This window comes from Synechococcus sp. R5-13, from assembly GCF_047462015.1.
GTDB lineage: Bacteria > Cyanobacteriota > Cyanobacteriia > Thermostichales > Thermostichaceae > Thermostichus.
The window spans coordinates 17,178-36,313 of record NZ_JANSIL010000132.1; the positions used below are offsets into that span (position 1 = coordinate 17,178).

22 protein-coding genes are annotated in these 19,136 nt (G+C 58.7%); 9 read left to right on the forward strand and 13 right to left on the reverse strand.

The genetic code is table 11. The features are described 5' to 3' along the window. Positions 1–18: 18 nt before the first annotated feature. Entirely contained in the window at positions 19–918 is a 900-nt protein-coding gene (locus NW840_RS10170; protein ID WP_414344085.1) for a glycine betaine ABC transporter substrate-binding protein, read from the reverse strand. Between the two features lie 373 nt (positions 919–1,291). Continuing rightward, positions 1,292–2,536, reverse strand: coding sequence for an HhoA/HhoB/HtrA family serine endopeptidase (locus NW840_RS10175; protein ID WP_414344042.1), 1,245 nt, complete (start codon positions 2,534–2,536; stop codon positions 1,292–1,294). Positions 2,537–2,812: 276 nt separating this feature from the next. Here NW840_RS10175 and NW840_RS10180 point away from each other — a divergent pair, with 276 nt between their 5' ends. Next, on the forward strand, positions 2,813–3,538 hold the full coding sequence (locus tag NW840_RS10180) for a hypothetical protein (RefSeq protein WP_414344043.1): 726 nt from the start codon (positions 2,813–2,815) through the stop codon (positions 3,536–3,538). Positions 3,539–3,563: 25 nt separating this feature from the next. Here NW840_RS10180 and NW840_RS10185 read toward each other — a convergent pair whose 3' ends face one another. The 6 genes from NW840_RS10185 to NW840_RS10210 all read right to left on the reverse strand — a co-directional run bounded on the left by NW840_RS10185 (position 3,564) and on the right by NW840_RS10210 (position 7,239). Next, positions 3,564–4,253, reverse strand: a complete 690-nt coding sequence (locus NW840_RS10185; protein ID WP_414344044.1) for a V4R domain-containing protein — start codon at positions 4,251–4,253, stop codon at positions 3,564–3,566. A gap of 118 nt (positions 4,254–4,371) precedes the next feature. After that, positions 4,372–4,842 (reverse strand): phycobilisome protein, encoded by a 471-nt coding sequence (locus NW840_RS10190; RefSeq protein WP_414344046.1) that lies wholly within the window; start codon positions 4,840–4,842, stop codon positions 4,372–4,374. A gap of 24 nt (positions 4,843–4,866) precedes the next feature. Further along, on the reverse strand, positions 4,867–5,454 hold the full coding sequence (locus tag NW840_RS10195; RefSeq protein ID WP_414344049.1) for a hypothetical protein: 588 nt from the start codon (positions 5,452–5,454) through the stop codon (positions 4,867–4,869). Between the two features lie 63 nt (positions 5,455–5,517). Then, positions 5,518–5,793 (reverse strand): hypothetical protein, encoded by a 276-nt coding sequence (locus NW840_RS10200; protein WP_414344051.1) that lies wholly within the window; start codon positions 5,791–5,793, stop codon positions 5,518–5,520. Between the two features lie 47 nt (positions 5,794–5,840). Continuing rightward, entirely contained in the window at positions 5,841–6,521 is a 681-nt protein-coding gene (locus tag NW840_RS10205) for a V4R domain-containing protein (RefSeq protein WP_414344053.1), read from the reverse strand. Positions 6,522–6,753: 232 nt separating this feature from the next. Beyond that, positions 6,754–7,239, reverse strand: coding sequence for a 2Fe-2S iron-sulfur cluster-binding protein (locus NW840_RS10210; RefSeq protein ID WP_414344056.1), 486 nt, complete (start codon positions 7,237–7,239; stop codon positions 6,754–6,756). A gap of 603 nt (positions 7,240–7,842) precedes the next feature. Here NW840_RS10210 and NW840_RS10215 point away from each other — a divergent pair. Continuing rightward, positions 7,843–8,376, forward strand: a complete 534-nt coding sequence (locus NW840_RS10215) for a phycobilisome rod-core linker polypeptide (RefSeq protein WP_414344058.1) — start codon at positions 7,843–7,845, stop codon at positions 8,374–8,376. Here the strand turns inward: NW840_RS10215 and NW840_RS10220 are convergent. Then, the gene (locus NW840_RS10220) at positions 8,373–9,383 is read right to left on the reverse strand and encodes an ABC transporter substrate-binding protein (RefSeq protein ID WP_414344061.1); all 1,011 of its coding nucleotides are present in this window, start codon (positions 9,381–9,383) and stop codon (positions 8,373–8,375) included. The two genes, NW840_RS10215 and NW840_RS10220, sit on opposite strands and share 4 nt — an antisense overlap. Positions 9,384–9,558: 175 nt before the next feature. On the opposite strand from NW840_RS10220, the gene cobA reads away from it, so the two are divergent. The 4 genes from cobA (at position 9,559) to NW840_RS10240 (ending at position 13,560) form a co-directional block, all read left to right on the forward strand. Then, positions 9,559–11,061 carry a uroporphyrinogen-III C-methyltransferase gene (cobA, locus tag NW840_RS10225; protein WP_414344064.1) on the forward strand — a complete coding sequence of 501 codons (1,503 nt, stop codon included), beginning with the start codon at positions 9,559–9,561 and terminating at the stop codon, positions 11,059–11,061. 117 nt (positions 11,062–11,178) lie between these two features. Continuing rightward, entirely contained in the window at positions 11,179–12,003 is an 825-nt protein-coding gene (menB, locus tag NW840_RS10230) for a 1,4-dihydroxy-2-naphthoyl-CoA synthase (RefSeq protein WP_011432215.1), read from the forward strand. Between the two features lie 347 nt (positions 12,004–12,350). Further along, positions 12,351–13,253 (forward strand): IS256 family transposase, encoded by a 903-nt coding sequence (locus NW840_RS10235; protein ID WP_414344067.1) that lies wholly within the window; start codon positions 12,351–12,353, stop codon positions 13,251–13,253. Beyond that, a complete protein-coding gene (locus NW840_RS10240) occupies positions 13,177–13,560 on the forward strand; it encodes a transposase (RefSeq protein ID WP_414344069.1) in 384 nt (127 codons plus the stop codon). The genes NW840_RS10235 and NW840_RS10240 overlap by 77 nt, the downstream gene beginning before the upstream one ends. Positions 13,561–13,620: 60 nt before the next feature. Here NW840_RS10240 and NW840_RS10245 read toward each other — a convergent pair whose 3' ends face one another. The 3 genes from NW840_RS10245 to NW840_RS10255 form a co-directional block, all read right to left on the reverse strand. Next, positions 13,621–13,887: a CRISPR-associated endonuclease Cas1 gene (locus NW840_RS10245; RefSeq protein WP_414344071.1), complete on the reverse strand. Its 267-nt coding sequence runs from the start codon at positions 13,885–13,887 to the stop codon at positions 13,621–13,623. A gap of 373 nt (positions 13,888–14,260) precedes the next feature. Beyond that, positions 14,261–15,097, reverse strand: coding sequence for a SpoIID/LytB domain-containing protein (locus NW840_RS10250; RefSeq protein WP_414344073.1), 837 nt, complete (start codon positions 15,095–15,097; stop codon positions 14,261–14,263). Between the two features lie 147 nt (positions 15,098–15,244). Then, complete coding sequence (locus NW840_RS10255; protein WP_414344076.1) at positions 15,245–16,561, reverse strand: MFS transporter; 1,317 nt, start codon at positions 16,559–16,561, stop codon at positions 15,245–15,247. 231 nt (positions 16,562–16,792) lie between these two features. Here NW840_RS10255 and yidD point away from each other — a divergent pair, with 231 nt between their 5' ends. Beyond that, the gene (gene yidD / locus NW840_RS10260) at positions 16,793–17,062 is read left to right on the forward strand and encodes a membrane protein insertion efficiency factor YidD (RefSeq protein ID WP_414344078.1); all 270 of its coding nucleotides are present in this window, start codon (positions 16,793–16,795) and stop codon (positions 17,060–17,062) included. Between the two features lie 17 nt (positions 17,063–17,079). Here the strand turns inward: yidD and NW840_RS10265 are convergent, their stop codons facing one another. Further along, positions 17,080–17,463 (reverse strand): RidA family protein, encoded by a 384-nt coding sequence (locus NW840_RS10265; RefSeq protein ID WP_011432209.1) that lies wholly within the window; start codon positions 17,461–17,463, stop codon positions 17,080–17,082. 183 nt (positions 17,464–17,646) lie between these two features. Here NW840_RS10265 and NW840_RS10270 point away from each other — a divergent pair, with 183 nt between their 5' ends. Beyond that, the gene (locus NW840_RS10270) at positions 17,647–17,997 is read left to right on the forward strand and encodes a phenylpyruvate tautomerase MIF-related protein (RefSeq protein WP_414344080.1); all 351 of its coding nucleotides are present in this window, start codon (positions 17,647–17,649) and stop codon (positions 17,995–17,997) included. 80 nt (positions 17,998–18,077) lie between these two features. After that, positions 18,078–18,824: a TVP38/TMEM64 family protein gene (locus NW840_RS10275; protein WP_414344083.1), complete on the forward strand. Its 747-nt coding sequence runs from the start codon at positions 18,078–18,080 to the stop codon at positions 18,822–18,824. Positions 18,825–19,136: the final 312 nt, after the last annotated feature.

Below are 19,136 nucleotides of genomic sequence, written 5' to 3' on the forward strand. Positions count from 1 at the left end.
CCTCGTGCAAGGGCAAGATTATTTCTTCAGGATGCCGGCTTCCACCAAGAAAGTTCTGGCCACCTCCGCCGGCTCTTTGCGGTTGCCGCTCACCTCGTAGTTCAACCGCTGCATCACCTCATCCGTCAGCAGAGGGGAGAGGGCATTCAAAGCAGCGGCAATGCCGGGGTTGGCCTCCAGGGTATCCTTGCGCACCACCGGCGCCACCTGGTAGGGGGGGAAAAGCTGCTTGTCATCCTCCAGCAGCACCAGGTCAAAGGCGGCAATTTCTCCATCGGTGCCGAAGGCCACTGCCACATCCGCTTCCCCATTGACCAAGCCCTGGTAGCGGAGGCCGGGATCCACTGCTTTGTAGGCCTTGAGCCGGAAATTACCGTAGACGGCTTGGATCCCGGGTAGGCCATCCTCGCGGGCTTGAAACTCCGGCGGCCCGATCATCACCAGCTCGCCCGCTTTGGCCACCATGTCCGAGATGGTGGCGATGCCCAGCTCAGCCGCTCTGGCGCGGGTCATGGCCAGGGCCTGGGTGTTGTTCAGGGGGGCGGGATCCAGCCAAATCAGTTGGAACTGGCTCTCGTACTCGCGGGCCACCGTCGCGTACACCTCTGCCGGGTCGCCGCTGCTGGGCAACTTGAGCACCGTCAGCAGGCCGGTGCCGGTGTACTCTGGGTAGAGATCGATCTCGCCGCTCAGCAGGCCCGCATGGGCTACCGGTGTTCCGCCCAGGTTGAGCTTGCGCTCCACCGTGAACCCTGCCGCCTCCAGGGCTAAGGCGTACATTTCCCCCAAAATAAACTGCTCGGTAAAGTCCTTGGAGCCGACGATGATGGGCTTAGCGAGGCCCCTCTGGGGAGCGAGAACAAGAACCGCCAGCCCCGACAGGGCCAGCAAAGCCAAGCGACGAGTGGTTTTCAGCATAGACAAGGTGAGAAGGGATCCCAGGCTAATGACAAGGGGCCCTGCCGAGAGCGTTCCGGCCTGGGCCAGGAAGTTTCGACTGTTAAGTCACCATTAAACCATTATTTTCCCTGAGCCGTAACTGCAAGAACCAACCGTAGAGATCGCCAGTACGGTCACTGCAAGTTGGTTTGAAATAGCCCAAGTGTAAGGACTCCGTCCGAGTAGCGCGAAAGGACTCCGTCCCGCTGGCGCGATCAGCACCGCCCCAGCCCCTCTCCCAGGGGAAAAGGGGAGTTCGCAACCTAGGTTGAGAGGTTTACCCCCATTGACAACAACCCTGCTGTGTCGCTGGGGTCTGGTTGATACTTGAGGGGCGGTCAACCATGCCCAATCAGCCTCCGCTCGGAACCGGGAAAGAGCCCGTTACCGCGCGGATCTTCTGTCGCCGCCCGGCTCGCTCGATCTCCAGCTCCAGGGTGCTGCCCACCTCAGTGCGCTCCACCTCCTGTTGCACCTGATCGGCTGTGGTTACGGCACGACCATTGATGGAGAGAATGACATCCCCAGACCGCAGCCCTGCCCGTTCCGCCGGGGATCCCTGGATGACTTCGCCGATCAGCACACCCTGATCCACCGTTATCAAAATGCGGCTATTGGGATCCTGGTTGAGGCGCTCCTTCAGCTCTGGAGTCAGCGTGAGCATGCGGATGCCCAGGTAGGGGTGATCCACCTTGCCGCGAGTGATCAACTGATTGGCCACCCGCTGGGCCGTCTCAATGGGGATGGCGAAGCCCAACCCTTGCGCTCCCTGGATGATGGCGGTGTTCACCCCTATCACCTCCCCTTGAGCGTTGAGCAGCGGGCCGCCGGAGTTGCCGGGGTTAATGGCCGCATCCGTTTGGATAAAAGATACCCGCTTGTCAGGCACCCGAATCTCCCCGCTGGAACGGCCCAAAGCGCTGATGATCCCAGCCGTAACGGTGTTATCCAAACCCAGGGGGTTGCCGATGGCAATGGCCCACTGGCCCGGCTCCAGGGTTTCCGAGCGCCCCAGCTTCACGGTCGGCAGGTTCTGGGCGTTGATCTTCACCACGGCGATGTCCGTAACCGGATCCGAACCGATTACCTGCCCATCAAAGCTGCGGGTATCCTTGAGCGTCACCGTTACCTTGTCGGATCCCTCGACCACATGGGCATTGGTGATGATCTGGCCGTCTGGGCTGATGATGAACCCAGAGCCGGTTCCCTGCTGTCGCCGCTGCCGAGGGATGGAAGGGATCGCTTGGCCAAAGAAATCCCGGAAAAAGGGATCGCTGAAAAACTCCTCCGGAAAAGGGGCAGGGGCGCGCACCGTCCGCTCAGCATCGATGCGAACCACCGCCGGCCCCACCTTTTGCGCCACATCGGCGATGAAATTCAGGTTCAGTTGGGGCGGGGTTGCCGTCGTCTGGGCAGATACCCCCTTGCCCCCCACCAGAGCCGCTCCCAGCCCAATGCCCAGCAGCACCAGCAGCACTGACGAGAGAAGAGACTTCCAAGTGGAGATGGCAAAAGGCTGGAAAGAGGATTGAGCAGGTTGGGCGGAAGCTTCTGACCCGGGAGAGGGCTGGCCCGGCATGGATGTGCTGCGCTTCATAGCTACAAGCTTCATAGCTACAAGAAGAGGGTTGGGATGCTGCAAGACTTCGGCCCCACGCAGGGGAAGAAACCTAGAGCCTAATCTAACATGGACAGCAGGGATCCCAGAGTGGGCAACCCTAGCGTTTTTCCGTACTTCTATCTGGAGCGAAGAGCAGCGGAATCTGCTCACCCAAGGTAGCCCATCTCCCATTCAGTTGGCTTTGATCACGATAGTGAGGCCAGGAAAGCTTTTGTTCCCGACTTTGGCCGGTTTGCAGCTAACGTAGGAATAATGAATGGGGGTAAGACCATGACCAACCCAGCCAGCCGCCTGTTGGCTCCTCTGCTTGGCGGATTGCTCTCAGCGCAGATGGCCGCCCCAGTTTTGGCCCAAATGGGGCCCTTGCCACCACCGCCTGCCGGTGAGGGATGGCGTCCTGTGAATCCTCGCCCCCTTCCCCCTGGCCCTCAACCCCTGCAACCTGGCCAGCCCTTTCAACTGCAAACCACGTTGCTATTGCGCTCTGGGGATCTGATCCAGGCGGTGCATCGCTCCCCAGAAACCCTCTTGATTGCCCCTGGGGAAACCCGCGCCGTTAGCCTTAGCTTGGATACCCCTCTGCGGGACATCTACGGCAACATGGTCGTCCCGGCGGGGGCTGTTTTGGAAGGCCAATTTCAGCCGGTGAGCGGCGGCACCCAGTTTGTTTCGCGGGCTTTGATTTTCAACGGCCAATCCTACCCCCTCTACGCTCAGAGCCAGGTTATTCCGCTGCGCAAGGATCCCCGCCACACTTCCGGGGAAGCGATTGTGCAGGATGCCTTGATCGGGGCAGCCGCAGGAGCGATTTTGGGGGGCCTCTTCGGCGACCGGGTGATCTCGACGGAGAAAGTGCTGGGCGGAGCGGCGGCAGGGGCTGTCATCGGCAATGTAACGGCGCCGGAAGTGGCGGTGATCGACGCCAATGCCAACTTGACTCTGACGGTCACCCAAGATTTTCAGCCCTACCTGCCCTAGCGAGCCCCTGAAAACAGCTCTGGCCCTAGGGACTGGCGGTGAGCCGATCCAGAATCTCCTCGTGGGAGAGGCCTTTGCGCACCCACTCCTCGCAGTGGTGCAGCCGCTGGGCCGTACCGATGAGGAAGCGGTTGAGGTCGGCCCCTAGGGATTCGCAGGTGGTCTGCACGCAGATGAGATCCCGCCCCGAAAGCAATGAGAAGAGGCTGGCCAGCATTCCCGCCTCTAGGTATCCGGCAGGCTCTTGCCGTGTAGAAGCTTCCTCCAGGTTGAAGCTGGCGCGAGCGGCCAGGGCAAACCCGGAATGGCGGATCCCGGCTTGAACCAAGCCGTGGTCAGCAGCGGAAAAGTCCAGCTCCAGGCGTCCCCAACCGTGGGTGGCCCAGAGGTCGCTGAGGGCATCCAGGAAGATCCCCATCGGCAATTCCTGCAGCGGCTGCTGGTAGTAGCCGGAAAGCTCGTCTTCAACACGGCGGAAAAATGCCTCTCCCCAATCGCGGCCACAGTTGTAGAGAATGACGCGGGTGGCTTGGCCAGTTTCATAGCGCAGGCCGGAGTAGAGAGCTTCCAGCAGGGGCATGGGAAAGGCCGCCAAGCGGTATCCTCCGCGGCTGTAGAGCAGTCCGGTGTGGATGTCAGGGCGGATGTAGTAGGCAGGGCTAAAGCAGTGCCCAGGCAAGATCTGGTCTTGCAGAATCTCTTGCAGGGTAGTCATGGCTATCTCACAGGGGGATGGACGGATTTGAGGGCGGCTGGAACTTGGCCTTTTGGAGTGAAGGGATGAATGTCCGGTGGATTGGCAAAACTAGGGAATCCATTGAGGGCGAATGGACCTAGTTAACCAGCATGGATTTGGCCAAAAGCAGATAAGGACGGATCATCTCGCTCTCTTCTGCCCCAAAGATGTAGGTCAGGGAGTCGAGCATTAACTTGTAGGCAGGCTGGCATTGGTCGCGCATCTTGAACGATTTCAGGATCGTCTCCAGCCAGTAGAGCAATTTATCCCTCAGGTAGTCTTCGTCGTTGAGCAGCATGGCCATGCAGCAGTAGCGCCACACCATGCTCAGATCCCGGCGGCAGCGCTCCCAGGCCAGGTGACCATGCTGGCGGATTAAATTCGGCATCATCGGCTGAAACTTCTCCATCACCCGATCCAGCAGCTCTTGTTCTTTGGCCTGCAGAACCTGGTAAAGGCGGACCCGCTTCGGGATCCCTTCCACGTAGGCGTGTAGAGTTTTCAACTCGTCCGGGCGCAGATAGCGGCCTTCGCTTTGTTGCATCAGCTCGGCAACCCTTGAATTCATAGATAGAGCCTCCTTCAGTGGGCTTCACACAAACATTTCCGCCAAGGTGAGAGCCCTCTCCGGCGGAACTGTGGGCAGGTCAACCTCCATCTCAGAAGAAGAAGGGGAAGGAGATTGGGCCTGAGAAGTTGCGCAGACAGCTTGTAGCTCTTGCCAGTAGGGGGCAAGCAAACCCTGCTGATCCGCTGGCAGGGATCCCTGAACCACTGCCCGTAGCTGAGCGAGCGCTTGCGGCAACCCTAGGTACTGTTCCATCGCACCAAGAGTTACCTGCTGCACAGGGGTGGGATCCCCCAGCAACAGACTCAGGCCCAGGGAGCGCAAACAAAAGGCCAATTGACGAGCCAAGAGGCGCTGAGCCGGGGTTAGAGAAGGTTCTGCCCCCTCTCTGGCGGGATTGCTGCTGGGCAACGCTGTCGCGACGGGGGTTGGCCCCTGCTGTTGCAAAACCTTTTGGATCCAGGTCAGCTCTTGCTGTTGTAAGACTTGGTAGAGCTCCAGCCGTTCTTCAAAAGAGAGCGAGTAACGAATCAGGTCTTGCAGATCGTCGGGTGTTAAGTAATCCCCTTCTCGATCGGCAATGCGCTCCGGCCAAGAGTGAAGGTCATCCATGGGTGAAGTCTCCTTAGAGCACGGATCGAGAGAGCACAACTGAGAGCCCTGAACAAACCAGAGCTAGAGCAAAGCTCCGCCAAACAAGGCGGCAAAATCCTCAAGGGTAAAGGGATCCTCCGCTGGCAATTCCGGCACCGGCTCCACCCATGGGCGGATGCCCGACCAATTGAAGCCGGCAAAAAACTGGCCCACCGACTGGGCAAAGAGCACGGGGGACTGCGGCGGCAGTTCTTGAGCGGAGGAAGCCTTGGCTAGGGGTCGATTATCCCAGTTCAACCCCTGCAAGAAGAGCATCAGGGGCTGGGTTAGATCTCGAGCAGGATCTAGGGTGAGCATGTCAGCTTCTCCAAAGCGCTGAGGAACGACAGAACCACAAGCAAGCCTTACATTTGCTGTAAACGCTGCTCGATCTCGCGGGCGCTGGCCCCTTCGGTGATCCAAAAATTGGCGGCATCAATGCGTTCTTGCCCGCCCAACAGGAACTTGCAGTAGGTTTCCCCCATGGCGTAGCACTGGATCTCGATGCAGGCCAGCTCGCGGGAAGTCATAGCGGTGAAAAACCCGGCAAATAGCCCGGCATAGAGATGACAAACCGGCTTGCCCACATCCCCAAGGGTGCGAGCCACCATCGAGTCAAACAAGTTGATAAACAGGAAGCCTTTTTGTTTGGATTCGGTTTCCACCTCCCACTTGCCCCAGCCCTGAGCCGTAAAAGGCCACCACCAAGTCTCCAGCAAAAACAAAAGGTTGGACTGTTTTACGCCAATCCCATACTCCCGCTCGTACCACTCGGAGAAGTGCTTGGCATCGCGGATGCCCCAATCTCTGCCAATGGTGTACATCACCGCCGCCGAAGCATCTCCCACTTCCCGTTCCAGGCCTGTTTGCAAGCCCACAATAAAGTCTTCGCTCAACAGCAGATTTTGGGTGTTGTTCCAATCGATAATCGTGCCCTGATCTCGGTTGAAGCGGAAGAAATCGCGGTAACTGTAGTGGGCATGCTTGTCACGGCCCACAGGCAGGGTGACTGCAGGACGGGGATCCGGTCGAGATGTGGTGGCCATGGCGCTCTCCTGATAAAAAATGGATAATTCTAGATTGCAAAGCAACAGGATTTGCTGGGATTTGTAGGGATCAACTGGGCCAGACAATGCCAATGAGTCAACAAAATGAATGGCTAAGCATTCGATAAACTTGGTCAGCTATCTGAGGGATCCAACATTGTTCAATCCTTGGTTGATTGTCTATAAGACAATGCCCGCTGAGCCCAAGGGATCCCTGAACATCGACAATCCATCAAACTTCCCGAGTTTGGGCCAGCGTATTGCCAATGATGCGGAAGTCCTCATTTTCTAGCTGCTTAACAGTAGAGCGAGTGATGATCTTGCCCTGCTCCACCAAAACCTTCCCCGTCCGTGGGTGCAACAGGTCTTGTTCAGCCCGCCGACCGATGAGCACTTCGATATCCCTCAGCGAGTTCACGTACATCCCCGGCGGCAGCTCCACCACCACGCCATCGGAAACCACCCGCGCCTGACAGGCCAGCCGGGAATTGCTGCGGGCGCTGGTAATGGTCTCCAGAGTCTTGGCCTCGCGGGGGGTGATGGGAGTGAGGCTTTCCATTCCCTCTTTGACGTAAACATGACAGGTGGCACAGATGCCGCGACCGTTACATTCCCGCGAAACCTGCAGCTCCTCCGACAAAATGGCCGACAGCAGATTGCTGTAGGTATCGACCTCCGAGACACGAGATAAAGGCTCTAGCCGGATTTGTTTAACCATAGATGGGATCCACATTAAGGGCAGACAAAAAACCCCGGCGGGCAGGATCTACTGCATAAGCAACGCAAACCAATCACAAAAATTGATTGATCCCTTCCCCTGCAACCCCCTTGCAGGTCTACAGCAACACCTGAGTCCCCAGTCAATCAAACCAGAGCACTTCACCAGAGCACTTCAAATGATGAGCCCTGCACCTGTGACCCTGGGAGAGGCTGCATTCTTTACTTAACTTATATTCTGGATCTGGAGCAGGTTATTCTGGATGGAAGTGTCATAATACTTAACTACGAATAAACACGGAATTTTTTTTATCGGCTAGAAAGTTACAAAGTGAAATCACGTAAATTGGAGAAAATGACAATCCTTTCGTAAATATTTATCGCAGATCTCCCCCGGTCGTTCTGTCGGCAAGGTAAATCTTAAGTAGAACCTTCACGGTCTTTTATTGGCAATTTTGTTACAGAAGGATGTGCTGAAGTTTGCCGTAAAAGCGTATCGAGCCATTTGCTATTCCCTTCATAATTTCTTTAAAGTAGTCCCCCATTTTGTCTGTAAATCGATCTTTTCTGTTTTTGTTGGCTTCGTCGATTGGGAGCTAGGGTTATGGAATCGCGCCAGCGCCGGCAGGATCCGCAAACGTTGCAAAACCTGTTGCGGGCTGCCTACCAACAGCTTTTGGAACGCCAGCCCTACCAGCACGAGAAAGCGGGAGAACTGGAGAAAATCGAGCAGGACTTCTTGCGGGGGCGGATCGGGATTAAGCGCTTGGTTCGCCAGATTGGGGGGTCCCGGCTCTACCGGCAACTCTTTTTCAGTGCCGGCTGCAACACCCGCTGTGTAGAGCAGGGCTTCAAGCACTTTTTGGGACGGGCCCCGGCCAGCAAGGAGGAGGTGGCCGCCTACCACGACATTTTGGTGCACCAGGGCTTGCAGGCCATGGTCAATGCCTTTATCGACTCGGAGGAGTACCGCCACCAGTTCGGCAACGACCATCTGCCCCACCCCCGCCAACGGCTGAGCGGCCACCCACCTTTGGCCTACTTGCTGACAAACCAAATGCACCGGCGCCATGAGCTGGGGATGCAGGGATCCCCGCTTTTGCACAGTTTGGCGGCGATGGAAGTGGGGATCCCTTAGGCAGTGGGGCCGGGGAGGAAGTCGAGGGTATAGGCTTGGCGAACCTCCAGACCCGCTGCGCCGATCCCCAGGGCCACCATCTCCTGAAAGTAGGTTTGCCAGCGCTGGTGGGTCATGGCGCCGATCCCCAGCGTGGCGGCATCTCCACTGGTGAGAAGGCCGTAGTCTTTTAGGGCTTGGTGGGCGTAGGCCAGGAGGGCCTCGCTCATGTTGGGGTTGTCTTGGCGGATGAGGCGATTGCCGGGGCGGGGATCCTCTAGGTAGCTCTGCCAGCCCTGGATGGAGGCAGCTACAAATTTTCGTACCTGCTCCGGGTGCTGTTCGGCAAAGGGGCGGGTGGTCTCCAGGGTGGTGGCGTAGGGGGAATAGCCGTAGTCGGCCAGCAGAAAAACGACGGGATCAAAGCCCCCCTCCTGGCGCACGCGGAAGGGCTCGGAGGTCACATAGCCCTGCTGGGCAGAAGACTTGTCCAGCAAGAAGGGCGTGAGGCTGAGGTTGTAGGGGCGCTTCTGCTCGTCGGTAAAGCCAAATTTGGCCCGCAAAAAAGGCCAGTAGGTGAGGTTGGCCCCCGGTGACACCCAGATGGGCTTGCCCCGCAGGTCTTCCAGGCGCTCGATGCCCACCCCTGGATGGGCCAAGAGACACTGGGGATCCTTCTGGAAAAAGGCGGCCACGGTGAGAACAGGGATCCCAGCTTGCAGAGCCGCCAGAGCGTCGGGGCTGCCGCCGAGCACAAAATCTGCCGCTCCCCCGGCTAGCAGTTGCAGCACGTTAACCGCCGTTCCCCCCATGCGGATTTCCACCTGCAGACCGTAGTCGGCGTAGATGCCGGTGGCCAGGGCTTGGTAAAAGCCGCCGTGTTCGGCCTGGGCGTACCAGTTGGTGACCAGTCGCAAGGGCCGGGATCTGGCCGAAGAGGGGCGGGAGCCCGCTCCTACTGCTAGCAGAGCAGCTCCACTGGCCAAAAAACGCCGCCGCGGCCAAGGCTCTGGAGTTACACCGGACATAGGCAGGGATCCTCAGGCGGCCACGCTTTCAGTATCTCGCAAGTAGACCAGTTTTTCCTCAGGCTGGCCACCCCTTGGAAGAGGAGCTGTTGGGAGGCGTCTTCGATTTATATTTGCAAAGCAAGCGGGATCCCCTTCTTACAAGGGGCAAGATCGACATTCCAAGGGGTAGGGCATGGGCAAGGTGTATCTAGTGGGGGCAGGGCTGGGCGGGCGGGCGGGCCTGACGCAGGGAGCACTGGAGATCCTACGGCAGGCTGAGGCTATCTGGATCGACGAGCTGGTGGATGAGCGCTTGTTGGCAGAGTTGCCGCCGCAGGCGCAGGTGTGGCGACGCTCTGGGCCAGGAAGCCTCCAGGAGGGCATCCATTGGCTCATCCAGCGCTGCCGAGAAGGCAAACAGGTGGTTCACCTCAAGTCAGGGGATCCCTTGATCTTTGGCCGCGCTCGCGAGGAGATCCAAGCCCTTAGGGAGGCGGGCTGTCCCTTTGAGATTTGGCCGGGGTTGTCGTCGGCCCTGGCTGGCCCCCTCTGGGCAGGGATCCCCCTGACCGATAAGCACTTAAGCCGCGTTTTTGCCGTGCTGACTGCCCACGATCTAGAGGCCTTGCCCTGGAGCGCCCTGGCCCAGTTGGATACTTTGGTGATTTTGATGGGATCCCGGCAGCGACAGCACATTGGCGCACGGCTAGTGGAGTCTGGGATCCCGGCAGACCGACCGGTGGCCTTGATCTGGGGGGCGGGGCAAGCAGAGCAACAGGTGTGGGTAGGCACCTTGGCGGAGCTGCAGCAGGAGGCGGGTCAGGCGAAGTTGCCGGGTCTGCTGGTGGTCGGGGAGGTGATCCGGTTGCGGCAGGACTTTTTGCCGGGGATCCCACCCTTGCCGCCACCGGCTCCTTTGGCAGGCAAGACGGTGCTGGTTACCCGTTCTGAGGGGCAATCACCAGCTTTTTGTGAGTTGCTGCAGGCCCAGGGGGCGCGGGTGCTGGAGATGCCGACCCTGGTGATCCAGCCGCCCACGAGCTGGGATCCCTTGGATACAGCCATTGCCAACCTGGAACAATTCGACTGGCTGCTGCTGACCTCTGCCAATGGAGTGCAGGCTTTCTTTGAGCGGCTGCAGCGGCAGGGGCGAGATAGCCGAGCACTCCACTCCCTGCAAGTGGCGGTGGTGGGATCCAAAACCGCTTCCGTGCTGGCCCAGTACGGCATTCGCCCGGATCTGATGCCCTCCGAGTTTGTGGCCGAAGCCCTGCTACCCATTTGGCCGCAGCCAGTGCAGGGGCAGCGCATCCTCTTTCCCCGCGTTGAGTCAGGAGGGCGGGAGGAGCTGGTACAGGGGTTGCGGCAGCGAGGAGCAGAGGTGGTGGAGGTGGCCGCCTATCAGTCCGCCTGTCCAGCAGCAGCGGATCCCCAGGTCCTGGAAGCTCTTAAAGCCCACCAGGTGGACATCCTCACCTTTGCCAGCTCCAAGACGGTGCAGCATTTTGCCCACTTGATCCAGCAGGCAGGGCTAGGCCCTGAGATCTGGGATCCACCCGTGCAGATTGCCGCCATTGGCCCCAAGACGGCCGCAACCTGCAAGGCTGCATTTGGTCGAGTGGACATCGCAGCCCAGGAGTATACTTTGGAAGGATTGGTGGAAGCCCTCATCCAAGCGACCAACCGTTCTACCTAGCCTTTTCAGGCCGTTCGCGGTAGCGGTGCAGAGTACCCAGGTGCTCCTCATAGTGAGCCCCCATCAGCCAAACGGAACTCTCCTGGCCCGGCATCCCAATAGATACACCCAGACACCATGTGGCAGACGGCCAAGCTCTACGAAGACATTCTTTACGAAAAAACGGATGGCATTGCCAAGATCACCATCAACCGTCCCCACAAGCGCAACGCCTTCCGCCCCAAGACCATTGCCGAGCTGATTGATGCGTTTGCCGATGTGCGAGAGGATCCTAGGATTGGAGTAGTGCTCTTAACAGGCGCCGGGCCCCATACCGATGGGAAGTATGCCTTCTGCGCCGGCGGGGATCAAAGCGTACGGGGTGAGGCCGGTTACCTGGATGAGGCCGGGATCCCTCGTCTCAATGTGCTGGATCTGCAGCGCATCATCCGCTCTTTGCCCAAGGTGGTGATTGCCCTGGTGGCAGGCTACGCCATCGGGGGTGGCCATGTTTTGCACCTCATCTGCGACCTGACCATTGCCGCCGACAACGCCATCTTTGGGCAAACCGGCCCCAGAGTAGGCAGCTTCGATGGGGGCTTTGGGGCCGCCTACCTGGCGCGAGTGGTGGGGCAAAAAAAAGCCCGCGAGATTTGGTTCCTCTGCCGCCAATACACCGCAGCCCAAGCCCTAGAGATGGGTCTGGTCAATGCCGTGGTGCCAGTGGAAGAGCTAGAAGCTGAAGGGATCCGCTGGGCGCAAGAAATTCTCCAGCACAGCCCCTTAGCCATCCGCTGCCTCAAAGCCGCCTTCAACGCCGACTGCGATGGGCAGGTGGGGCTGCAGGAGCTGGCCGGAGATGCGACGTTGCTGTTCTACATGACCGAAGAAGCTGCTGAGGGCAAACGCGCCTTTTTGGAAAAGCGCCCACCTAACTTTCGCCAGTTTCCCTGGCTGCCATAGTTTGTTTGTTTTCATTAAATTCCACTTCCCCGAAGGGAAGCGACCTGTAGGGCTGGGCTTTACCTCAAACTCAAGCAGCAGCACCACCTGACGGAAATACCGCTGTCGATATTCCGCCAGGAAATATGCAGCCCGAGGTCTGTCAAAATCAGCGGGTAGCTCCAGCGCTGCTATATCCAACGGTTGCCCCACCAGAGCGTACCCCAGAGATGCAAAGAGACCAGCCACCTCAGCAACCGATCGGATCCCTCGAATGTCTTCCACATCCAGTTGAGTAGCCATTGCCGCACTCCGGTGATCTGTGGCGGTAGTGTCGCGTATTTTGTGGGTTAAGCATGGAGGGCGGAATGGACGGAGAGGAGCTCAAGAGGTTGACCAAGGAGGAGATCAGCCGGCGCATCCGGGAAGGGGTCAAGGCCGTCATAGTGCTCCGCACCGCTTACGCGAACGAGCAGGTGTTGGAAGAAGAGATGACCGAGCACCTGGCTGCGGGTTACCGTGAGCGCACCCCAAGCCGCCGCGGGGAGCGGAACGGCTACTACACCCGGGACCTCATCACGCCGGCGGGCAGGATCGCCCAGCTCCGGGTACCCCGGGACCGGGAGGGGACTTTCCTGACCGAGGTCTTTGAGCGGTACAAGCGGATGACCGGGGAGGTGGAGGAAGCGGTGCTGGAGATGTACCTGCAAGGGGTCTCCACCCGCAAGGTAGCGGCCATCACGGAGGGCCTGTCCCGGGTGCGCATCGGTAAGGACGCGGTCTCCAGGGTAGCTCAGCGCCTGGAGGAGGAGCTCTCCGCCTGGCGGGGCCGGCCTTTGGAGCTGGCCTACCCCTACCTCTACCTGGACGCGGCCTACTTCAAGGTGAACTGGGGCGGGCGGGTGGTGGACCTGGCCCTTCTGGTGGCGGTGGGGGTGAACGAAGAAGGCTACCGGGAAGTGCTGACGGTGGAGCCGGCGGGCGGGGAGAGGAAGGAGGCCTGGAGGAACCTGCTGAAGGGCCTGGTGGAGCGGAGGCTTCATGGGGTGAGGCTGGTCATTTCCGACGACCACCTTTCCATCCGCCAAGCGGTGATGGCGGAGCTTCCTGGGGCCAGCTGGCAGCGGTGCGTGGTGCACTTTATACTTTATACGGAACGTTTTAGCTCATGTGCCGCAGTCGGAGCGGGGTGTAGTGGCCGAGGAGCTCCAGGAGGTGTTTGTGGCGCGGCGGCGGGGCACGGCGGAATCTCTGGCCCAGGAGTTCGTTGAGCGTTACCGGGACCGGTTTAAGCGGGCGGTGGAGGTGTTTGCCCAGGGTCTGGGGGAGGCCCTGACCTACCTGGACTTTCCCGGGGTCCACCAGCGGCACATCAAGAGCACGAATGTGCTGGAGCGGCTTATCCGTGAGGTGAAGCGGCGGACCAGGGTGGTTGGGGTCTTCCCCGGCGAGGGGAGCCTGGTGAATCTGGCCACGGTGGTGATGCTGAGGGCCACGGAGGACTGGGCTTTCCGGCGTTACCTGGACATGGGCCCGCTTTGGGCCGCGGAAGAGAAACCCACAAAAATCGCGACTTGACCATGCATGTGGGATCCCCTCAGCGGATGAGGAACGGCAAGTAAACAGGGATCTGATCATTTACAAACTGCTTGTAGGTCTGCACCTGCCGGTTGATGACGGCCCAGCACAGTACCCCATGTGGGAAAGATAGGCGATGGGGATGTTGCGCTCTAGGCAACTCTGGATCAGTTGGGTTGTGACTTGGGCATGGCCAAAGATCAAAATCTGATCCAAGTGGGGCAATTGAGCCTGTTGAAGAACAGCTCCAGCCCGTTTGACAACCAGGCGTTCCTGGTCGAGGCTGAGGTAGCAATCCTGTTGGGACACATAGAGTGTTCTACCCATGAGGCCACTCCCAGAAGCCTAAAATTGAAGCTGAGGTGGGAACAAAACGGGGTCTTCTTCAAGTTAAAAGTCAGGCCCAAAAATGCTGTAAGGGAAGATGCGAATGGCGAAAAAGCAGAGCAGGGTTTCTGGTGTGGGATCCGTTCGTGACGGTGCGCTCCTGATGAAAGATCTGCAAACCCTGAGACACTACGGCATCTTTGGGGATCTGGTGTATCGTTGGGGCTACTATCTCGGCTCTAGCACCATGACCGAAGTGGAGTTCAACGCCGCCCTCAGCGAGGGGATCCCAAAGCCCAAGAGGTCTTTCAGGCCCAAAAGCCGCGGTTCGGTTGACGCAGACGAGACAGAGCAAATCAGGGCACTGAAGGTCTCACTCTGGCAAACGAGCAAAGCTGACCCCTCGGTAGTAGTAGGCCAAAATTTGGCGGTAAGTCCAGCCTCGGCGGGCCAATTCTTGGGCGCCCCACTGGCTCATGCCAATGCCATGCCCAAACTTGGGATAGGGGCTGACATCCGGTAAGCTCATCAAATAAGGGATCCCACTCACCCCGACGGTTTGGCCGCCGCTGCTGGCGCTGTACATGGCATTGACAAACTGACCCCCATACACCATGACCACACCACGGGTGGCTTGTGTTGCTTCCAGGGCGGCTGCCGACCGCTGGGAAAGCCCTCGGTACACCTGGGAGCGAGTATCGCTAAACACATCAAACCAACCGCGGGAATTGCGATGGTAAAGAACGTAGCTGCGGGCTGCCACCGCTTGCGCCTTCAGGGCTTCTGGGAAGAACCGGGATCCCATTTCTGCATCCACCACACTGGCCACATAGTCTTCTAGATCCACGTAGTTGATGGCCATCACCATGTTGTAGCCAGTCAAGAGCACCTTGCCGGAATACCAGCGGCCATTCACCGCTACCAGGCCATCCTCCTGAGGTTCGATGAACAACGCCGGGTCAACCACTCCATGCAGATGCACCCCTTGAGGGCCGGGCTGAGCCAAAAACCCTTGCATAGGGGGCAGATCTGCCAGCACCTCTCCCCGACCGTTGATCAGCTGGGCAGGGAGAGAAACGCCTACCACCAGAGGGGCAGTGGTATCGGCCAATTGCACTCGCACCGTCACCCCCCAGACGGCTTCCACCCATCCCCAGAAGGCACTGACCACCAGGGATCCCATCAGGGCCAGCCAATGCCGCGCTTCCATAATCCGTATCCAGAGTTGCCTTTTGTACACCAACTCCAGCTTAGGATAAGGCAAGTTTCCAGAAATGGGCCGGTTGGTTGGCAGCAACTGCAGAGGGCTTGAGCCTCAGTTCTTGACGGGGTGTGGGGGATCTGAGTATGGAACTATCTATGAACGGGATCCCGTTTCCAGCGGAGCGGGCCGATCCGGCGGCTCCAGAGGGTCGGGTTCTTGCGACCCAAGCCGATTGCGGCCGCCCTCTAGATGGACCGAAGAGCTATCCGGCCCCAGGCCCAAGGCAAAGCGCAGCGAGTCCCCCGGTCGTCCATTGGAGAAGAAGAGAAAAGAACCTAAGGAAGCCAGGGAAAGAAGAGCCGCATAGCCAAACATGGCCCGATAGCCGGTTCCCGCCGCCAAGGTGCCCAAAAGGGGCCCCGCCAGGCCAATGCCCAAATCAAACCCGCACATCACCAAGCTAAACAGGCGACCCCGCTCCGCCGGCTCCGAGCGATCGGCCACGAGGGCAGAGATGAGAGGGATCAAAGTCCCAAAACCGCAGCCTACCGCGACCCCAGCAGCCAGAAAAGCGCCGCTGCTATTGGCAACAATCAGGATCCCCATCGCCAGGGCATAGGTGACCAAGCTGAGGGAGATAAACGGCCCCCGCCCATAGCGATCGGAAGCGCGACCGGTGAGCAGGCGCACTCCAAAGCTGGCAAAGGCCACTGACGTATAGAAAAGACCTGGATTCAGGGGAGCTCCGGCTTCTTGGATTAACAAGGCCACAAAGGTGGTCTGGGTGCCGAAGGCCAACCCCACCAAAAACATCACCCAAGCGAGGGAGCGCACCTTCGGGCTGCCCAGAAGGCTCCAAAAGGCTCCGTCCATCGGCAGGGATCCCCAATGCCCACGTCGTTGTTCTCGAACCGATTGGGTGCAGAGAAAGCCCACCAACCCCAGCAGAGCGGAGAAGAAAAACGAAGGGCCATAGCCGGCAAACTCCTGCAAAAGGCCGCCCAAAGCAGGGCCAATAGCCGCACCGATCGGATTGACCAAGCTCATGTAGCCCAGGATCTCGCCCCGTTTTTCTTCTGGGGCAAAATCCACCACTAAAGTCACGTAGGCGGTGGCAAAAGCGGCGATGCTGATCCCGTGAAAGGCTCGCACCAGCGCTACCCACAGGATCCCATCGGAGAGCCAGTATCCTATGGGGGCGATTCCCACCACCCCCATGCCGATAAGCAGCACGATCTGCCGGCTGTGGCCATCCGCCAGGCGACCCAACGCAGGGCGAAAGGCCAGCAACCCAATCGAAAAGGCCCCCATTACCCAGCCCACTTGCTGGCTGGTGCCACCGGCATCTCTGATGTAGAGAGGCAACGTGGGCAGCAGCGAGGATAAACTGGCCCAAAAGAGCAGCCCAGCCACAAACAAAATGCCCAAGTTGCGCCGCTGTGCCGGCTGCAGCTGCCCGAATACCCTCACGCCAACTCCTTATGCAAAATGGAACTCAAAGCGTTCTCCCAGAACCGCGCCCTAGGATAAGCCCACCTTCGCCGGATCCCTCAGCCCGAAATATTTAGGTACTAACCTTTCTGATTGTAACCGTATGGTCTGGGGCTGGGAACCGGCCCTGCTCGCCTTTGCAGGCGCCTCCAGTCTGGGATAACAGCTAACCTCAAGTTACCTAGAGATGCGCTTTTTGGACTCCGACCCATGCCTGAACGATCGGATCCCCTCACTCGCAGCTTGATTGCCCTGATCCGGGGTTACCAGGTGGGTATTTCTCCTTGGCTGCCGCCTGCTTGTCGCTACTACCCCACCTGCTCCCAGTACACCTTGGAAGCGGTGCGGCGCTACGGTGCCCTACGTGGGGGTTGGCTGGGGCTCCGTCGCCTCTGTCGCTGTCATCCCTGGCACCCAGGGGGCTACGATCCAGTTCCCGATTTGCCGGGATCCGCGCCGACCCAGAAACCATTCCGCTAGCCGGACTCAGGAGACATTTAGGTCGATTGTGGGTAGCAGGCCACAACCTCGATTTCTACTCGGGCATTGAGGGGCAGGCGGGCCACCTGTACGCAAGAGCGAGCCGGAGCCGGATCGGTGGCAAAAAACTCTCGATAAACCTCGTTCATGGCCGCAAAGTCCTCCATATCGGCCAGGAAAACCGTTGTCTTCACCACATTAGCGAGAGTGGTGCCCCCCGCTTCCAGCACTGCCTGCACGTTCAGCAACGCCTGCCGAGTTTGAGAAACAATGTCCTCCCCCACCAGTTTGCCGGTTTTGGGATCCAGGCCCACCTGTCCGGCGGTGAACAGAAACGGCCCCAGAGCAGTAACGCCCTGGCTGTAAGGGCCGACAGGAGCGGGGGCAGCCTCAGTTTGCACAGCACAAGGGCCTGGCCCGATTTGGCCCTGCTGGTGGCCGATCTCTGGCTTGGCCGGCTTCGTCTGCTCCATAGAGGTTTGCCCAACTCTGTCGCTACGCTACCACAGGTGGATTGCCGAAGAGCGGGGCTGAGAATGCCAAGATGAATTTCAAGATGAATTTGTTGATAGGGAGAGGGATCCATGCCTTTGATCAAGCTGCAAACGTCTGTGCAACCAGAAATCGCCGCAGTAGAGGAACTGCTTAAGGTGCTGTCTGCTGCTCTATCGGAACAGTTGGGCAAGTCGGAAGCCTACGTGATGACCGCCTTTGAGGGTGGGATCCCGATGACCTTTGCTGGCAGTGGGGATCCCTGTTGCTACGTGGAAATCAAGAGTATCGGGCAATTTTCCGCCCAACAAACCCGGGCCATGAGCGAGTTTTTTTGTGGCACCATCGAGGCCCGATTGGGGATCCCCAAGAAGAGGATTTACATTGAGTTCAGCGATGCCAAAGGCTATCTTTGGGGATGGAACGGCACGACTTTCGGGTAAAGATACTTCCCCCACTCCAAGAGCTGTCTACTCTGGCTTGCCCTAGCTCGCCTCACAAGAACTTTGTAGGAGTTTAGCCAATGGAAGATCTACCTCAACTCAACACAAATCCCCAAAAGCAGCGGATTTTGCTTAAGCTTGCTACCGGCTTGGGCTTGGCCATTTTTATCTTTTGGGCAGCCCATCGATTGGGATTTTTTGGAGTTATTCAAGACTGGCTCGCCGAAGCTCTGGCTTGGATTGAAAGCTTGGGGTTGCTGGGGCCAATCCTCTTCATTGCCATTTACATTGTAGCGACGGTGCTGCTTCTACCAGCCTCGGTGCTGACCTTGGGGGCAGGGGCCGTGTTCGGGTTGCTGGCCGGAACTGTGTACGTGCTGATCGGGGCAACCATTGGAGCCAACTTGGCTTTTTTAATCGGGCGCTACTTGGCGCGGGAACAGGTGGTGAAATGGATTGAGGGAAACGCCAAGTTTGCGGCCATCGATCGAGCGTTGGGACGTGAGGGATGGAAAATAGTCGGCCTGATTCGGCTGTCGCCTGCGTTTCCCTTCAATGTGCTCAACTACGCCCTGGGGCTGACCCAAATTTCTTTTCTGGATAACTTGCTGGGCACCGCTGGAATCGTGCCGGGCACTTTTATGTATGTGTACATCGGCTCGTTGGCGGGATCCCTGGCCAACATGGAAGGCGCGGAGTTGGATCCTCAGGCTCAAACCGCCCAATGGGTCGTTCGCCTCGTGGGGCTCATCGCCACCATAGCCGCTACCGTCTACGTCACTCGCATTGCCCGCAAAGCCCTACAAGAAGCGGTGGAGCCTGCCTAGGGAATTGCATTTTAAACAAGAATGAAATCTGTTGCATTGCTTCCCAACTCCTCTCTCTCTGGGAGAAGGACTGGAGGTGGTCGCGGAAGCGGCGCGGAGCGTTTGGGCAGCAGTAGGAGTGTCTCAATCCAGTTTGAAATGACTATAAGTTGGCTCGGCGAGCTAGTGTGTAGAAAGCACCGGGTTGAGAACGCTCACCGTTGGGCAGAGGCTTAGCCGACAGCTTGACAGAGGGTTTCCTGCCTGATACATTTACGCTGAACACTGCTGAACATCACTGTTCAACTATGCAGCGATAGCATTCTGTTTGTT

Excerpts from the sequence above, each read along its gene's own strand:
- NW840_RS10245 (WP_414344071.1), bottom strand. The coding sequence starts at position 13,887 with ATGGGTAGAACACTCTATGTGTCCCAACAGGATTGCTACCTCAGCCTC.
- NW840_RS10205 (WP_414344053.1), bottom strand. The coding sequence starts at position 6,521 with ATGGCCACCACATCTCGACCGGATCCCCGTCCTGCAGTCACCCTGCCT.
- menB (WP_011432215.1), top strand. The coding sequence starts at position 11,179 with ATGTGGCAGACGGCCAAGCTCTACGAAGACATTCTTTACGAAAAAACG.
- NW840_RS10215 (WP_414344058.1), top strand. The coding sequence starts at position 7,843 with ATGGAATCGCGCCAGCGCCGGCAGGATCCGCAAACGTTGCAAAACCTG.
- cobA (WP_414344064.1), top strand. The coding sequence starts at position 9,559 with ATGGGCAAGGTGTATCTAGTGGGGGCAGGGCTGGGCGGGCGGGCGGGC.
- yidD (WP_414344078.1), top strand. The coding sequence starts at position 16,793 with ATGCCTGAACGATCGGATCCCCTCACTCGCAGCTTGATTGCCCTGATC.
- NW840_RS10185 (WP_414344044.1), bottom strand. The coding sequence starts at position 4,253 with ATGACTACCCTGCAAGAGATTCTGCAAGACCAGATCTTGCCTGGGCAC.
- NW840_RS10175 (WP_414344042.1), bottom strand. The coding sequence starts at position 2,536 with ATGAAGCGCAGCACATCCATGCCGGGCCAGCCCTCTCCCGGGTCAGAA.
- NW840_RS10235 (WP_414344067.1), top strand. The coding sequence starts at position 12,351 with ATGGACGGAGAGGAGCTCAAGAGGTTGACCAAGGAGGAGATCAGCCGG.
- NW840_RS10210 (WP_414344056.1), bottom strand. The coding sequence starts at position 7,239 with ATGGTTAAACAAATCCGGCTAGAGCCTTTATCTCGTGTCTCGGAGGTC.
- NW840_RS10200 (WP_414344051.1), bottom strand. The coding sequence starts at position 5,793 with ATGCTCACCCTAGATCCTGCTCGAGATCTAACCCAGCCCCTGATGCTC.
- NW840_RS10170 (WP_414344085.1), bottom strand. The coding sequence starts at position 918 with ATGCTGAAAACCACTCGTCGCTTGGCTTTGCTGGCCCTGTCGGGGCTG.
- NW840_RS10195 (WP_414344049.1), bottom strand. The coding sequence starts at position 5,454 with ATGGATGACCTTCACTCTTGGCCGGAGCGCATTGCCGATCGAGAAGGG.
- NW840_RS10220 (WP_414344061.1), bottom strand. The coding sequence starts at position 9,383 with ATGTCCGGTGTAACTCCAGAGCCTTGGCCGCGGCGGCGTTTTTTGGCC.
- NW840_RS10250 (WP_414344073.1), bottom strand. The coding sequence starts at position 15,097 with ATGGAAGCGCGGCATTGGCTGGCCCTGATGGGATCCCTGGTGGTCAGT.
- NW840_RS10275 (WP_414344083.1), top strand. The coding sequence starts at position 18,078 with ATGGAAGATCTACCTCAACTCAACACAAATCCCCAAAAGCAGCGGATT.
- NW840_RS10190 (WP_414344046.1), bottom strand. The coding sequence starts at position 4,842 with ATGAATTCAAGGGTTGCCGAGCTGATGCAACAAAGCGAAGGCCGCTAT.
- NW840_RS10270 (WP_414344080.1), top strand. The coding sequence starts at position 17,647 with ATGCCTTTGATCAAGCTGCAAACGTCTGTGCAACCAGAAATCGCCGCA.
- NW840_RS10180 (WP_414344043.1), top strand. The coding sequence starts at position 2,813 with ATGAATGGGGGTAAGACCATGACCAACCCAGCCAGCCGCCTGTTGGCT.